15 protein-coding genes and 1 pseudogene are annotated in these 13,978 nt (G+C 59.6%); 11 read left to right on the top strand and 5 right to left on the bottom strand.

Annotation, left to right across the window (positions count from 1 at the left end; all coding sequences use genetic code 11):
- The first annotated feature begins 4 nt into the window (after nucleotides 1–4).
- From ORD17_RS09225 to ORD17_RS09190, 8 genes are read left to right on the top strand one after another with little or no spacing between them, the layout of a single operon-like run.
- Complete coding sequence (locus ORD17_RS09225; protein ID WP_308388126.1) at nucleotides 5–358, top strand: DsrE family protein; 354 nt, start codon at nucleotides 5–7, stop codon at nucleotides 356–358.
- Nucleotides 355–1,236, top strand: a complete 882-nt coding sequence (locus tag ORD17_RS09220; protein WP_308388124.1) for a symmetrical bis(5'-nucleosyl)-tetraphosphatase — start codon at nucleotides 355–357, stop codon at nucleotides 1,234–1,236. Before ORD17_RS09225 ends, ORD17_RS09220 begins: the two co-directional genes overlap by 4 nt.
- Entirely contained in the window at nucleotides 1,229–2,047 is an 819-nt protein-coding gene (locus ORD17_RS09215) for a hypothetical protein (RefSeq protein WP_308388123.1), read from the top strand. The genes ORD17_RS09220 and ORD17_RS09215 overlap by 8 nt, the downstream gene beginning before the upstream one ends.
- Complete coding sequence (gene recQ, locus ORD17_RS09210; RefSeq protein ID WP_308388122.1) at nucleotides 2,025–3,620, top strand: DNA helicase RecQ; 1,596 nt, start codon at nucleotides 2,025–2,027, stop codon at nucleotides 3,618–3,620. The genes ORD17_RS09215 and recQ overlap by 23 nt, the downstream gene beginning before the upstream one ends.
- On the top strand, nucleotides 3,617–3,934 hold the full coding sequence (gene cyaY, locus ORD17_RS09205) for an iron donor protein CyaY (RefSeq protein ID WP_308388121.1): 318 nt from the start codon (nucleotides 3,617–3,619) through the stop codon (nucleotides 3,932–3,934). The genes recQ and cyaY overlap by 4 nt, the downstream gene beginning before the upstream one ends.
- Before the next feature lie 3 nt (nucleotides 3,935–3,937).
- The gene (locus ORD17_RS09200) at nucleotides 3,938–4,396 is read left to right on the top strand and encodes an EVE domain-containing protein (RefSeq protein ID WP_308388120.1); all 459 of its coding nucleotides are present in this window, start codon (nucleotides 3,938–3,940) and stop codon (nucleotides 4,394–4,396) included.
- Complete coding sequence (locus ORD17_RS09195; protein WP_308388118.1) at nucleotides 4,389–5,063, top strand: glutathione S-transferase; 675 nt, start codon at nucleotides 4,389–4,391, stop codon at nucleotides 5,061–5,063. The genes ORD17_RS09200 and ORD17_RS09195 overlap by 8 nt, the downstream gene beginning before the upstream one ends.
- 13 nt (nucleotides 5,064–5,076) lie before the next feature.
- The gene (locus tag ORD17_RS09190) at nucleotides 5,077–5,415 is read left to right on the top strand and encodes a hypothetical protein (RefSeq protein ID WP_308388117.1); all 339 of its coding nucleotides are present in this window, start codon (nucleotides 5,077–5,079) and stop codon (nucleotides 5,413–5,415) included.
- Between the two features lie 13 nt (nucleotides 5,416–5,428).
- On the opposite strand, the gene ORD17_RS09185 is transcribed toward ORD17_RS09190, so the two are convergent.
- The 5 genes from ORD17_RS09185 to lptF all read right to left on the bottom strand — a co-directional run bounded on the left by ORD17_RS09185 (nucleotide 5,429) and on the right by lptF (nucleotide 10,993).
- Nucleotides 5,429–6,106: a hypothetical protein gene (locus ORD17_RS09185; protein ID WP_308388116.1), complete on the bottom strand. Its 678-nt coding sequence runs from the start codon at nucleotides 6,104–6,106 to the stop codon at nucleotides 5,429–5,431.
- 60 nt (nucleotides 6,107–6,166) lie between these two features.
- Nucleotides 6,167–7,384 carry an ISL3 family transposase gene (locus tag ORD17_RS09180; RefSeq protein ID WP_014003049.1) on the bottom strand — a complete coding sequence of 406 codons (1,218 nt, stop codon included), beginning with the start codon at nucleotides 7,382–7,384 and terminating at the stop codon, nucleotides 6,167–6,169.
- 46 nt (nucleotides 7,385–7,430) lie between these two features.
- Entirely contained in the window at nucleotides 7,431–8,696 is a 1,266-nt protein-coding gene (locus tag ORD17_RS09175) for a dynamin family protein (protein ID WP_308388115.1), read from the bottom strand.
- 87 nt (nucleotides 8,697–8,783) lie between these two features.
- Complete coding sequence (gene lptG, locus ORD17_RS09170) at nucleotides 8,784–9,854, bottom strand: LPS export ABC transporter permease LptG (protein ID WP_308388114.1); 1,071 nt, start codon at nucleotides 9,852–9,854, stop codon at nucleotides 8,784–8,786.
- Entirely contained in the window at nucleotides 9,851–10,993 is a 1,143-nt protein-coding gene (gene lptF / locus ORD17_RS09165) for an LPS export ABC transporter permease LptF (RefSeq protein ID WP_308388113.1), read from the bottom strand. The genes lptG and lptF overlap by 4 nt, the downstream gene beginning before the upstream one ends.
- Nucleotides 10,994–11,079: 86 nt before the next feature.
- On the opposite strand from lptF, the pseudogene ORD17_RS09160 reads away from it, so the two are divergent.
- The 3 genes and pseudogenes from ORD17_RS09160 (at nucleotide 11,080) to ORD17_RS09150 (ending at nucleotide 13,976) form a co-directional block, all read left to right on the top strand.
- Nucleotides 11,080–12,584 (top strand): annotated as a pseudogene (locus ORD17_RS09160) (leucyl aminopeptidase).
- A 6-nt stretch (nucleotides 12,585–12,590) separates the two neighbouring features.
- On the top strand, nucleotides 12,591–13,022 hold the full coding sequence (locus ORD17_RS09155; protein WP_308388112.1) for a DNA polymerase III subunit chi: 432 nt from the start codon (nucleotides 12,591–12,593) through the stop codon (nucleotides 13,020–13,022).
- A 12-nt stretch (nucleotides 13,023–13,034) separates the two neighbouring features.
- Nucleotides 13,035–13,976, top strand: a complete 942-nt coding sequence (locus tag ORD17_RS09150; protein ID WP_308388111.1) for a hypothetical protein — start codon at nucleotides 13,035–13,037, stop codon at nucleotides 13,974–13,976.
- The last annotated feature ends 2 nt before the right edge of the window (nucleotides 13,977–13,978 follow it).

Below are 13,978 nucleotides of genomic sequence, written 5' to 3'. Positions count from 1 at the left end.
GGCCATGCAACCACCCGAACAAGCTATGCAGTGGACGGTATTGATCCGTTCTGCCGAAGGCAGCGCGAGTAACCCGGTACTACACGCCCTGCGAACCGCCATCGCTGCCCTTGCCGACGACATTCAAGTCAAAGTTTTCTTTCTGGAGGCGGCGCTTGCAGTCCTGCGTTCCGAGGCCCTTGCTTCGCACGCGGTATATCACGATCTGCTGGAAGAGATCCGTGAGCTCGGCGGCGAAATCCATGCTATCGCTCTCCCTACCGATCCTGACGCCCCCTTCCTGCCAGGCGTAAAGATTGGCAATATGGCGACTCTCGTGCGCAGCATGAAAAGCAGCGATCAGGTGATCAGTTTTTGAATAGCGATTCCGCCAGCGCTACGGCTGGGACCTATGCAATTGGCGATGTGCAGGGCTGTTTTTCTGCACTGGAGAGATTGTTGTCGCGGGTTGGCAGTTATGACTGCCTGTGGCTTGCTGGCGATCTCCTCAATCGCGGTCCACAGAGCCGCGCGACGCTGTCGTGGGCCCATGCACAGCAGGACGAGATCCGTGTGGTCCTGGGTAACCACGACCTTTATGCCATCGGCCGTTGGGCGGGGATCGCCAAGCCCAAGAAAAGTGACACTCTCGCAGCCCTTCTCAGTGATGACAAGGTGGATGATTATTTTCATTGGCTCCGCCAACAGCCGCTGTTCTACTTTGCTGGTCACCTGCCTTGGATCCTGGTCCACGCCGCTGTCGATGCCGAATGGAGCCCGGCCGACGCGCTCGGCCATGCGGAAGAGGTCCAGCGCGCCCTAGGCGGCAAGAATTGGAAGCGCTTCCTCAGAACTCTTTGGGAAAGCGAGGCGCCGCGGCGCTGGCGTGATTGTCGCAACGAGGCGGACGCGCAACGTTTTCGCGTCGCCGTCTTCACCCGTGCGCGCTGGGTACGCGATGATGGCCTTTACTCCTGGACCAATGAGGCGCCGGATGGCAGCTATCTCCCTTGGCATGAGCGCTACTTTGCGCAACAGTCGGAGGGAAAGTTCGTTTGCGGCCACTGGGCCACCCAGGGATTGTTGGTCCAGGAGCGACTCTTGGCCCTCGACAGCGGCTGCGTGTGGGGGCGCCAGCTGACAGCGGCGCGCATCGATGCAACCCCTGTCCGAATCGTGCAAATCGAGTGTAGCGATCTTTCGAGGGTCGCCAACCCATCCACCAGCAAAACATTGGAGCCCATTCAACATGCCTGAAGCTCTTTTTAGCGCCGCCCGATTGGGAGTGGGGCAGGTATTTTCTGGTGCAGGAAAAATCTTGCGGTCCCATTTTTGGGGTCTTTCCCTCAACCTGCTGCTCCTTGGCCTCGCGGCCCTGTTCGGCTTTGCGCTCCTCGGCCTTGCTGCGCAGCAGGCCAGTGCCCTGCGCCTCCTCTGGACAATGTTGGAGAGCCTATGGACGAATGTGCTGCTGATCGGCTTTTTTCGCGCTATCGCCCTAGCGAGCGCGGGACGTCCCTACGAGGCACTCGCACCCTTTTGGAGCCTGCGCGAACGCGATGCCTGGCTTCTCGCCTTGCCACCGGCCATTATCAACGTACTGCTATTGCAGTCTTCGGGCTATCTAGCGCTGCAGGGACACAGCGATCCCGCAATGGCCCTCGCCATCCTGCAACGCCCGGTGTTCTGGTTCACCCTGTTCGCTTCCTATCTCGTCGGCACGTTTTTCCAGTATATCTACGCGCTTTATGCAGCCTACGGCTTGGGTACGCGGATTGCCCTGAGCAGCGCGACCCGCTTGCTCGGGGATCGTCTGGGCTGGCTATTTTTCCCCCTACTCGTGGGATTGGTACTGGCTGGTGCCGCGCTGCTCCTGGCCATGATCTTCTCGGCCATTGCCGGACTACTGATCGGGACGAGCATTCTCCACAATCCGGGGTTTGCGGGTGTCTTCACCCTGATTTTCCTGCTATTTCTCTTCCCGGCCTTCATCTGGGCGAGTAGCTGCACCCTACTGGCCGCCGCCAACCTAATTCGCAATTCCAGTGATACTCGGTTCGTCCCCTGATCCGGTCTTGGCGCAGGCGCGGGAAATTCTGCGTGAGGTCTTTGGCCACAGAGACTTTCGTCCTCCTCAAGACGCCATCGTTGCACGGCTGATCAGCGGCGGTGATGCGTTGGTATTGATGCCCACCGGTGGCGGTAAATCTCTCTGCTATCAAATACCGGCTTTGGCGCGGCCCGGTACCGCCATCGTCATCTCGCCCCTCATCGCCTTGATGGATGATCAGGTCCAGGCCCTGCAACGGCGGGGCATCGCGGCAGCAGCCTTACACTCGGCAGCAAACGATGCGGACGAAATCGAACACCGGCTGCGTGCTGGGGAGCTGCGCATTCTCTATTGCGCACCCGAGCGACTGCTGCAGGAACGCATGCTACGGCTGCTAGGCGAACTCGCCATCAGCCTCTTCGCCATTGATGAGGCCCATTGCGTGGCACAATGGGGCCACCATTTTCGTCCAGAATACCGCCAGTTGGGCCGCCTGCGCGCCCTGTTTCCGGGTGTACCCCGCATTGCCCTGACCGCTACCGCCGATCTCGCCAGCCGCGCGGAAATTCAGCAATCCCTTGCGCTGGGGGACGCCGAGGTCTTCGTGCAATCCTTCGACCGTCCCAATATCCGCTACCGCATCGAGCAGGGTAGCGGCGCGCGCGAAGCACTTGGGGAGTTTTTGCGCCGGCAGCACGGCGCCGGCATCGTGTATTGCCTATCCCGGCGCAAGGTCGAGGAAACGGCCACATGGCTACAGAGGGCGGGCTACCGGGCGCAGCCCTATCACGCCGGCCTGCCTGCCGCGCAGCGTAGCGCCCATCAACAGGCATTCCTCAGCGGCAAGATCCAGATCATGGTCGCTACCATTGCCTTTGGCATGGGTATCGACAAGGCCGACGTGCGCTTCGTTGCTCATCTCAACCTGCCAAAGAGCATCGAGGCCTACTATCAGGAAACCGGACGTGCGGGCCGCGATGGCCAGCCGGCAGAAGCGTGGCTGCACTATAGCCTGCAGGATTTGCTGCTGCTGCGGCAGATGATTCAGCAATCAGGGGCGAGCAGCGCGCAACGGCGGGCCGAAGAAGAGCGACTGCAGGCCATGCTGGATCTGACCGAGGAGGTCGGTTGCCGGCGCCGGAAACTGCTGGGCTATTTTGGTGAAATCCTGGAGAAACCCTGTGGCAACTGTGACAACTGCCTGCAGGCGCCGCCCCTGTGGGATGCCAGCGAGGCAGCGCAGATGGCCCTCTCAGCGGCGTACCGCAGTGGCCAGCGCTGCGGCGTACAACACCTCATCGATATTCTCCTTGGCCGCGACACGCCGCGGGTCCGTCAGGCCCAGCATCACCGCCTGCAAGTCTTTGGCATAGGGCGACGTTTGCCACCCCGTGACTGGCAACAAGTCTTCCGTCATCTGCTAGCACGTGGCCACCTGCAGCCGCACCCGGACGGCCGCGGACTCATTCTGCATGCGAGCAGTCGCCCCATCCTGCGCAAGGAACAGCGTATCTGGCTGCGTTCGGGGGCGGCAAGCACTTGCTCCCCGGAGCCGGGCAGGCGATCATGGGGCGAAAGGAGATCGCGATGACCCAAAGTTTTGCTGCAGCCGTAGAGGAATGCCTACAAAGACTTCTCGAGCAAATCGAGGCGCAGGCCCCGGAAGTCGAGGCCGATCTCATCGATAGTGTGCTCTCCCTGCGGCTACCCGATGGCAGCGAAATCATCCTCAATCGACAAGAGGCCGTCGAACAGATCTGGCTGGCCTGCAGTGACGGCCCGGCACGCTTCGAGCGGAGCGCCGTCGGCAGCTGGGTGGATTCCCGCTCGGGGCAGACCCTCCCCGCCTATCTGGGCAGGATACTCCAGCAACGGCTGGGCCAGCCCGTGGCGCTGGAATCATAGCCGATGGCCTACTGGTTGATGAAGACTGAGCCGGAAGCCTTTTCTCTGGACGATCTGGCCAAGCGCGGCGAGGAGCCGTGGGATGGCATTCGCAATTATCAGGCTCGCAACTTTTTGCGTGCCATGCAGGTTGGCGATGGCATTTTGATCTATCACTCCCGCGTTGCGGTACCGGGGATCGTCGGTCTGGCCGAGGTGCGCAGCCCTGCCCACCCGGATCCGACGCAGTTTGATCCGCATTGCAAATATTTCGACCCGAAATCCTCTCCTGACCATCCACGATGGGATCTGGTCGATGTTGGCTTCCGCGCGCGCTTCGCCACGGTGATCTCCCTGGAAGAGCTGCGCCAGTGGCCGGCGTTTGGCGACAACCCCTTGGTACGAAAGGGCAACCGCCTGTCCATTCTGCCCGTCAGCGAGGCGCAGTGGGCTGCCGTTCTGGAGCACGCCGAACTTGTCTGAGCCGGTGTTGTATTTTCACTGGTCCGACCCACAGGCCCTGCGCCTGCGCCTACTCCTCGGCGCCAAGGGCTGCAGCTACCGGGCAGAAGCCCGCCCCTTGCAGGATCTGGCGAGCGCCTTCGATCTCGGGTATTCACGATTACCCGTCCTGCAAATGGGCGAGCAGCGTTGGACCGGGGAGCTCAGCGAACTTCCCGATCTGGATGCCGCTCTCGGGGGCGAGTCCCTCTACAGCGGTATTGTCGAAGCGGCCGAGTGGCAGGCCTTCTGTCAGTGGCGGCAAGATCTCGATGCGCTGCTCCAGCGCCTGGTGGTCCCGGTACAACCGGCTTTTCCCGAGATCTCCGATGACCCCGAAGATTTGGCGTATTTTCGGCAGGAAAGCGAACGTCTTTTTGCGCAAAGCCTGGAAGCCCTGGCGAATGACCGCTATGGAGGCTACCAGCAACTCGCCCAGCGGGGACGCCTTACGGCATTGGCTAGGCTACTTGCCAAACAGCGTTTTTATCTGGGCCGTTTATCGCTGATCGACCTAGTTCTTTGCGCTGATTTCCAGTTACTCCGCCTGCTCGACGGCGTCACCTTACCTTTCGATTTACTATATTATTTTCAGCGCGTTGCGGAAAGCTGTCGAGTCTCTCTCGACAGTGGCATGCGCCCAACCTGACAGGAGTGTACCGATGACCTATGCCGAACTGATGGAATTCCTTGACCGCCATGTGAGCTTTCCTCTCCTGCATGGCCAAGATGTGGGCAGCGCCTTGCAGGCCGCGAAATCCGGCAGCTTGCCAGACGCGCTGGCAACCGAGATCCTGACGGGGATCTATCAGGCCAACGCCTGCAATGCTCCGGACAGTGCAGTAACCCGCGCAGACAGCTTTTCCGGCCTTGCCGCCTTGCGTCTCCGGAGTCAGGCCGACGATGCGGATGCGCAGCTGTTTCGTCAGGTATTGCAATTGTCGCAAACCTTGGATCGCGCTTTCGACGAAGAAACTCTTCGCCAGAAGAGAGGTGCATGAGCCGCACCCCCGGTCATGCCGCTCCCGATAGGTCCGGGATGGCTTGAAAATACCGATCCAGCTCGCTTTGTAGCGAGGTCAGTTCATCTATCTCGTAGTGAATCCGGGCCTCGCGTAGACGCAGATCTTCGATTCTCTGCTGAATACTCGCCGATGATTCGGCGATTGCGGTAAGCGCCGCCAGTTTTTCCTGCGCCTGCGAGCTACAACGCTGCAGATGCGAGTTCATCAGATCAAAGGTTTCTTCCACCCACTCCAGAAGATCACTGCGCGTTTCCAGAACAAAGGTACGAACCTGCTTCGCGAGATTGAAAAAAGCCTTGCGTACCACCATACCCTGAGGATAGGCAGCGATTTCCAAACGCTTGCCAAAGCGTTCATAGTAATCCGATAGGGCGAGTAGTTCTGCCCTTCTCGGCAACAGGATATAAGGCAAGGTATCCAATTTTGGCAGCGCATAAATCTGCTCCAACGAGCGGTATGCGTTCGTCATTTTTTCCGATAGTCGATTTGCCCGGGCCAAGGCCTCATCGAATCCGGCAATCGTATCCGCAAAGAACTTACCAAAACTTTCGTAGATACCATAGGTTGTCCAAACCGCAAGCATATCGTGTTTGGCACGCTCGACGATCTCTTCCAGCCCATCCAGGGATAGTGGTTCCAGCAGTTTTTCCCTTTCCTGGGTATTCACATCGCGCTGCATACGCAGAAATTGGTCGCGGTCAACCGCCAGATTGGGTTCTTCGATGTTTCATGTGGGTAGCCTGAGATCCAGTTTACCGAGGATCAGGTAGGCCATGTTGATAAAGTTCTTGTGGGTACGGTAGCCACGGGCTTTTGCCTTGGCGGACTGGAGGAGGCTATTGAAGCCTTCCAGAATCCCGTTGGTGATCTGGCTCTCGAACCAGCGGAGCACACCATCCCAGTGATTCATGACGGTGTAGGCGACCTTGACCATTGGCGGTAATCCGCTGTCCTTGACGTTTTCCACCCAGGCCTTGAGCAGGGTGGCGCCCTGGTGGCGATTCTGGACGGTGAAGATTTCTTGGAAGGTCAGGCGAAGCTGATAAGCCTGTGCTGTCTTGAGGTTCTGGTTCTTGAGGATCTCCCGGAGCCTGGCGCTTTGCTTGGCGGAGAGCTTTCCCGGGTTCTTGAGCCAAAGCCAGCGGCTCTTTTTCAGGTCTGGTTGGGAGAGGGCTTCCCCCTTGCGTACGGCATCTACGGCCTCATTGACGAGCTTCATGAGGTGAAAGCGATCGAAGGTGACCTGGGCGTTGGGCAGGTGTTCTGCGGCCCCTTTTTGGAAGGCTGGCGAGAGGTCCATGCTGACCTCCGTAATGGCCTCGGCGCTGCCGCCATGGGCCTGCAGATCTTCGGCGAACTGCGCAAAAGTCTCGGCATCCTTGCCGGGTGTGGCAAACAGCAGGCGCTTCGCCACGAGGTCCACAAACAGGGTGATGTAATCATGGCCGCGCCGGCTGCTCGTCTCATCGATACCGACGGAATGGACCTCTGACATGTCCGCGGCCTCGCGGGCCTTGGCGACGTAATGATCGAGCACCCGCCAGAGTCGCTGGTCCGTCTCCCGCACTAGGCGGGAGACCGTCAACACGGGCATCTCCCGGACCATGGCCATGACTAGAGCCTCAAAGAGCAGCGTGAATCCCGAGCCTTCCCGCGCCCAAGGGACGGATACCAAATGCACGCCGTGTTCCGGGCAATGGACCCGTGGTACGCGGGCATGGAGATAAGCCGCATGCTGGAAGAAGTCGAGGTGACGCCAGACCTTCTCCTGGGTGTCATAGACCGGGCAGTCCTGGCCGCAGACCGGACAGGGAAACTGACTACCCCTTGGGAAGTTCACATGCAGGTCCAGGCGCTTTTCCTCCACCGTGAACCGCACATCGTCCACCATCCACGGCGGAACCAACCCCAACGCCAGAGTGAACAGTTGATTACCTTGGTCCATCCTTATCCTCAGCTCGCTGCCCTTCCCATAAAGCAATCATACCGCCTTACCCACTCAATGTGTCGAGGAGCCCCAGATTGTCAATGATCTTCTTTTGCCTGTCGATCAAGGCAAGTACCTGGTCTCCCGCTTGCGCTTCCAGCCGTCGCATACTCTCCATGTCCGCCGCAACGGCTTGCAGCTGTTCCTCCAAAACGTAGCGTTGATCGATGATCACGCGCTGCAGAATCGTTTTCGTAGAATTGGCGATCTCTTTGCGCTTCTCCGGAATCAGGATATTGCCGATGGCATTCTCCAAATCTTCGATGCCGCTGGCACGAACCCGATCCTCCTGCTGCCGCAAGCGGCCGAGTAATGCCTCACGAGCAGAAATGGACACCACCTGATCAACCTGTACCTGCAGGCGCTGCGCAGCACTATCAAGCTGCTCCCGCACCTTTTCTGCAAACGACGTGACGGGCTCTATCTCATCGACGAGGAGGTCACACTTATTGATCACCACCAGCTGCCGCCGGCGACTGTGAATGGCGAGCGACTGTTCCCAAATTTGTAGATCGCTCTGCGTAACTCCAGTATCTGCCCCCAAAACAAAAATCGATGCATCCGCGCCGCGCGTTGCATCCAGGCCCATATCCGCCTCGCTACCCAGCGAATTCAATCCAGGCGTATCAATGACGATCAAGCCGGCCGACAATACAGGATGCGGTACGCGTAACAGCGCATAGCGCCAGCGGGAAATTTTCACTCTGCCTTCGCCGCAAGAGGGGCAATGGGTAAGCTGTGGGCGCGCACTATCCAGGGGCGGACAAAGTCCGAAGCGCCGCGCCTCTCCGAGGGGCACGCACTGCGTTTCCTGGATTTGGTGCAGCGCCGCTTGCGTTTTCTCCCTATCGGCAAGATTCAGAGGGATCTGGCGCCATTGCTCCGGTATTTTCTTGAGATCTTGAATATTGTGATGCATGCTGCTCGCCTGCATCGGCAGAAAATCGATGCTGGCGTTGCTTGCCGCACAGATTTCCACTGGGCACATAGTGGTTTGCCCTACCCCAGAGGGGAGAAAGCGGTATTGCTGGTCGTAAAAAAAAAGGGCGTTGATCAGCTCGGATTTTCCCCGCGCAAATTCCCCGTAAAACGACAGAACAATCCGTTCTTCGCGAATTTCCCGCGCCAGCATTTCCAAGCGAAGCATAGTTCCGCTAGGGAGCAAATCCAGACGATACGAGAAAGCGGATACCTGCTCGACCAATGCCGCCAACTCGCTGCGCCAACCAGCAAAATCCTGCAAAGCACTGACGAGCGTTGACTCATTCACGGTACTGCTCCCGGATCAAGAATACTGTGGGGTAGTTTGCTGCAACAGTAACGACCAGAGCAAGCACCGCATTCCCGACGCCGTTCTTCAGCCGTGACGCTTGGATAGATACCAGGCGAGCGCTGCATACAGCGCCATCGGCGTGAGCGTGGCGAGCGACGGCGGAATACCACCAGCAACGCTGATGAAGCCGGACATTTGCGTCAAGAAGTGAAACGAGATCCCCAGTGCCAAGCCGGCGGCAATCCAATAATATGCCCCGCCCGCCCGCGGATTGCGCACCACCATGGGTACCACCAGCAGAATCATGATCAGCCCCACCCAGGGATAGGTAATCCGTTGCCAGAAGGCCAGGGCAAAGCGGTTCATGGCCAGCACGCCACCTTGCAAATCGCGGTCGTTGCGCCACAGCGTCTGCAGCGTCATGGTGCGAGTGCGATGGGCAAAACTGCGCAGGGTTTCCGGCTGCAATTGTACGGACCAATCCCGATCTGCCGCACTGAGAACCCGCACGGATCGTTCTTCCAAGCGGTATTCCCGAACGCCCTGCAAAATCCAATGTCCATGCTGATAGCTGGCAGTCTGGGCATCCACTTGCTTGTCGATACCCACCATTCCACTTTGTGGATAATAGATGCGAATCTGCCGCAGTTGCGTCCCGTTGGCCCCTACCATCTGGATGCGGATGAGCATCCGCCCCTGGCGTAGCCAAAGGCCATCATCGCCAAGCTCCTGAAAGTCATGTGTTCCGGCATTGGCCCAAAGCAATTCCGAAGCCAGGGAACTGTAAGGCACGATCCATTCACCTAGAACAAACATCAACACCGCTCCCAGCAGTGCAACAACCAGTAGTGGCCGCTGCAAACGTGCAAGAGACCAGCCGGCCATACGCAAGGCGGTGATCTCGGAATGGCTGTTCAACATACTGATCCAGATCAGGGCGCCGATAAGCAGCGCCAGAGGAATGATCGTGTACGCCGTTTCCGGTAACTGCAGGGCCACGTAGCGGAACAACAGGCCGGTACTCCAATGTCCATGCCCTGGCCCGGAGGCCTTGGCGATCAATTGCGCAACAAAAACCATGGCGAGCAGTATGATCAGCACCAGGCCGCTGTAGAACAACATGCCGCGAAACAACAGACGATCGGCGCGCTTCATGATGCAACCCCACGCCTCCAGGCTGGCAGTAATGGTAAGTCGGCCTGCCGCCGGTAGAACAGGTAAAAAGCCAGTGCCGCCAGCAAGATCCAGGTCCAGAACAGGCCCGGGAAGGGGGAAATCTTTCCTTGGATCAAGTTTTCCTTCAGGGCCACCAGGAGATTGTTCGAACCAAGCAGGAGCAGAATCCCCAGCAACACCCCCCCGGCCCGGCCAGGTCGGCGCGGCTCGGCATAGGCAAGGGGAATGGCCAACAGTGCGACGATGGGCAGGAGCAATGGCCAGAAGGCGCGCCACTCGAGTTCTGCCAGGGCGTGGGCGTGTTGGTCCGGGCGCCCTAGTCGCGTTAACAGCTCCGGCAAGGACAACGCCGCCCAGGAAGTCGCGTTACCCCCCGACCGGGGCGCCGCCAAATCTACGCGGTAGCGGGCAAAGCTCCAGATCTTGTAGCCCGCCTGGCCGGGTTGCCCGAGATATCGCCGGCCATCGATCAGCAGCAACGAGACACCTCCCTGATGGTTGATCTGAATTTCACCATAGGCGGCAGTCGCATGATCTGGCACGCCCTCTTGCGACAGATCGATAAAGATTTCCTGATAGCGATCCTTGGCCCCAGCTCTCTGGCCGACGTAGATCACTCGACCGTCCGGGAGATGCGCAAAACTACCGGGATGAATCAACGCCTGCGCGGCCGCCGCTGCCAGGCGGGCGCTCTCGTCCTGTAAACGCTGCTGCGCAGCTGGTGCCCACCATAAGGCAAGGCCCGCTTCCAGTAGTACGAGGAGAAAGAGACTTGGCAGCAAGCCCCAAAACAGTTTCCGCAAGCCGATGCCGGCACCATGGATTGCCATCATCTCGTTGTAACGATACAGGTTGGCAAAGACGAGATAGACGGCAAAGAACAGCGCTAAAGGAAGAACCGTTACCAAGAGGGTAGGGATACTCAGACCCAGCAACTGCAGGACCACCTGTAGTGGCAGCTGACCAGAGGCCACTTGTTGCAGGATCTGCGTCAGTTGCCCAATGGCCAGCAACGCCAACACAACGGCACAGGCAATCAGAAAATAACTCAGCACCGAACTCAGGATGCGGGCAGCGATCCGCTCGCGCGGCCAGAGGAACGACTTGAATGTGGTCATGATCGCCGCCGTGCCGTTGGCTTGTGGATGTTACCCTGGTGTACCCTATAGAAAGTGATCAATCGTGTACCTGCCGGAGGCAACCCGTGGAAATTTCTTTGCAGCAGAACGTCACCTTTTCGGAGCCTTGCGCTTGCTTGGTGCTTGCCTGTCACGAGAACGGCCAGCTCGGGTCAAACGCCCAAAAAATCGATGCACAGAGCGACGGCTTCCTCAGCCGCTTTCTCGCCAGCGGGGATTTTACGGCGGAGCCGGGACAATGTCAGCTGCTCTATGGCGTACCCAACGTCGGCGCCGAGCGCATCCTGCTGGTGGGCGTCGGTAGCGGCGAAAAACTGGCCGAGGGCAAATTACAGAAGGCTGCCCGTAGCCTTGGGCAAGTGGTCGCCCGGGCGCAACTGACGGACTTGTGTCTCGCCCTGGGGGATGTCGCCGTCGTGCGTCGCACCCCTGCCGCGGCCATGGAACTCTGGCTGCGCGGTATTCTCGATGCCCAATACCGCTTTGATCAGCACAAGGAACCAGCCAAGCATCCTCGTCGCAGCCTGGAAAACATTCGCGTTCTGGTCGCGGGACATTGGACGCCGAAGCCGAGACGGAAATGCAGCAGGCGCTGGCTGTTGCCCATGCCATTTCCCGTGCCAGTGATTGGGCGCGCGATCTGGCCAACCAGCCTGGCAACGTCTGTACCCCAACCTGGTTGGCAGAGCAGGCAACGGCGATGGCGGACAGCCGGGGTATTGCAACCGAGATCCTGGGGCCGGCAGAGATGGAGGAGCTCGGTATGCATCTCCTGCTCGGGGTGGCGCACGGCTCGCGGCAGGAACCGCGGCTGATCGTCCTGCACTATCGCGGCGGGGCGAAGGATGCTGCCCCCATTGTCCTGGTGGGCAAAGGGCTCACTTTTGATGCCGGCGGCATTTCTCTCAAGCCTGCCGACAAGATGGATGAGATGAAATATGACATGTGCGGTGGGGCGGCCGCCCTCGCCGCCATTCAGGCCGCTGCAGATCTCAAATTGCCGCTCAATATCACGGCTATCGTGCCCGCATCGGAAAACCTCCCGGACGGTCAGGCCACCAAGCCCGGTGATATCCATCGCAGCATGGCCGGTCTCACCGTCGAAATCATCAACACCGATGCCGAGGGGCGCCTGATCCTGGCGGATGCCCTCACTTACGCCAAACGCTTCAATCCCGATGTCGTCATCGACATGGCCACCCTGACGGGGGCCTGTGTCATCGCTCTCGGGCATCAGACGGCTGCCGTGCTCGGCAACCACGAGGGTCTGGTCGCGGAATTGCTCCATGCAGGCCGCAGCAGCCAGGACCGCGCCTGGGAGTTGCCACTCTTCGACGAATATCAGGAGCAGCTCAAAAGTCCCTTCGCCGACCTCAGCAACGTGGGAGGACGTCCAGCCGGCACCATCACCGCCGCCTGTTTTCTTTCGCGCTTCACCGAAGACTATCGTTGGGCACACCTGGATATTGCTGGGGTAGCCTGGCAAAGCGGCGAGCACAAAGGCGCAACCGGGCGTCCGGTGCCATTGCTGGTGCATTTCCTGCAGCAGCGCGCCAAGGCGACAGCTTGATCGGCGATGAGTGGCACCGCCAACTTCTACCAGCTTCCTGCTGTTCCGCTGCCCCCGCTAGAGAGCCGGCGTGCGATCTGTCGAGTCATTACCAAGGCTTGGCAGGTATTGGGAAAGGTAGATGTGTTGGCGGCAGACGCGGAGCTCGTCGCCGCCTATGACGACCTGCTCTGGACCTTCCATGCGGGCGTCTTTCTGCCGCATGGGCAGGCCGCCCAGGAGCCGGTCTACCTCTTCGCCGATCCCCAGCAAGGGCGTGCCGATGCCCGCGCCTTGGTCCTCCTCGAGTGGCCACAAGAGCTGCCGGTGCTTGACAGAATGAAGCGTCTCATCGACTTTATTCCCGGTGCCGAAGAAGAACGCGCTGCGGCGCGCGCGCGATATCTGCAATGCAAACGAGCCGGATTCAGTATCCAGTTGTTCCCACTGGAAGTTTGAGGGAGAAAGTCCATGACCATACATGATCGTCGCGAGCCTGTTCTGGATGAGGAAGAGCTCCCGGAGGGGACTGAGCCATTGTTGTTGCAGGATCTCGTGCGCGAAGGTCTGCCGCCGCCTCTATGGCGGCGCACAACGCACTCCCCAGAAAAGATGCCGCGGGAGGAAGGGCCGGCGCCGGCTGTGGGAAAGCCGTCGATAGCTGCAGATCCGTCGGCCCCGCCGTACGCCGAGCTCGGTACCGCGCATCAGCAGACGGAGTCCGCGGAGAGCATGGAAGAGACAGAACTGGCGAAAGCACTGGAGAAAATTCGTCATATGTCCTTCCGCTATCCTGCGCAAGCCGGTCCAGAAAGTCCGGCGCCAGAACCAGTGGCTGCGTTCTCGGGCCAGGTTGCCGAGCCTTCGCTGGAGAGGACGGTTCCCCCCGCTGCAGAGACCCTTCCTTCCGCCGAGGACAGCGGATCGTTTGCCGCTCCTTCGGACGCTGGTACTGCCATGGAGAATCACGATCTGAGTGCTGTTCCACCGGATATCGTTGGGAGCGCTTCCCACACCGAGGCTCTCGAGGCAATCGGCCAAACCGCCACAGCCCCCTCCGACAACAGCGACAATGGCGCGGCAAAAAGTGCCGCTGCAACACCGAGCCCGTCGCTCTTTGATGGCGACTTCCTGCGCCAGTTCGAGACGCTCCTGTTTCAGGAGGTGGAGCGCCGGATAGTGGCGGAGCTGGAAGAAAAGATCACCCAGCATCTGCAGAAGGCCTGGAAAGAGCAGGTGAGTCTAGCGATCATGCGCAGCCTTGCCCTCGAAGGCATTCGTCTGCGCGAGACGGTGGCGCAGGAAATTCGCGGCGTGCTGCCCGAAATCTTGCAACGCGTTCTGCATGAAGGGCTGGATGAGGCCCTCACCCCAAGCTTGGGCGAAGACGTCCACCCATCCACAGACTCCTGAGG

Source organism: Acidithiobacillus sp. AMEEHan (assembly GCF_030996345.1).
Taxonomy (GTDB): Bacteria; Pseudomonadota; Gammaproteobacteria; order Acidithiobacillales; family Acidithiobacillaceae; genus Igneacidithiobacillus.
Note: the sequence above shows the minus strand (reverse complement) of the source record. Positions and strands in the feature narration are given on the sequence as shown.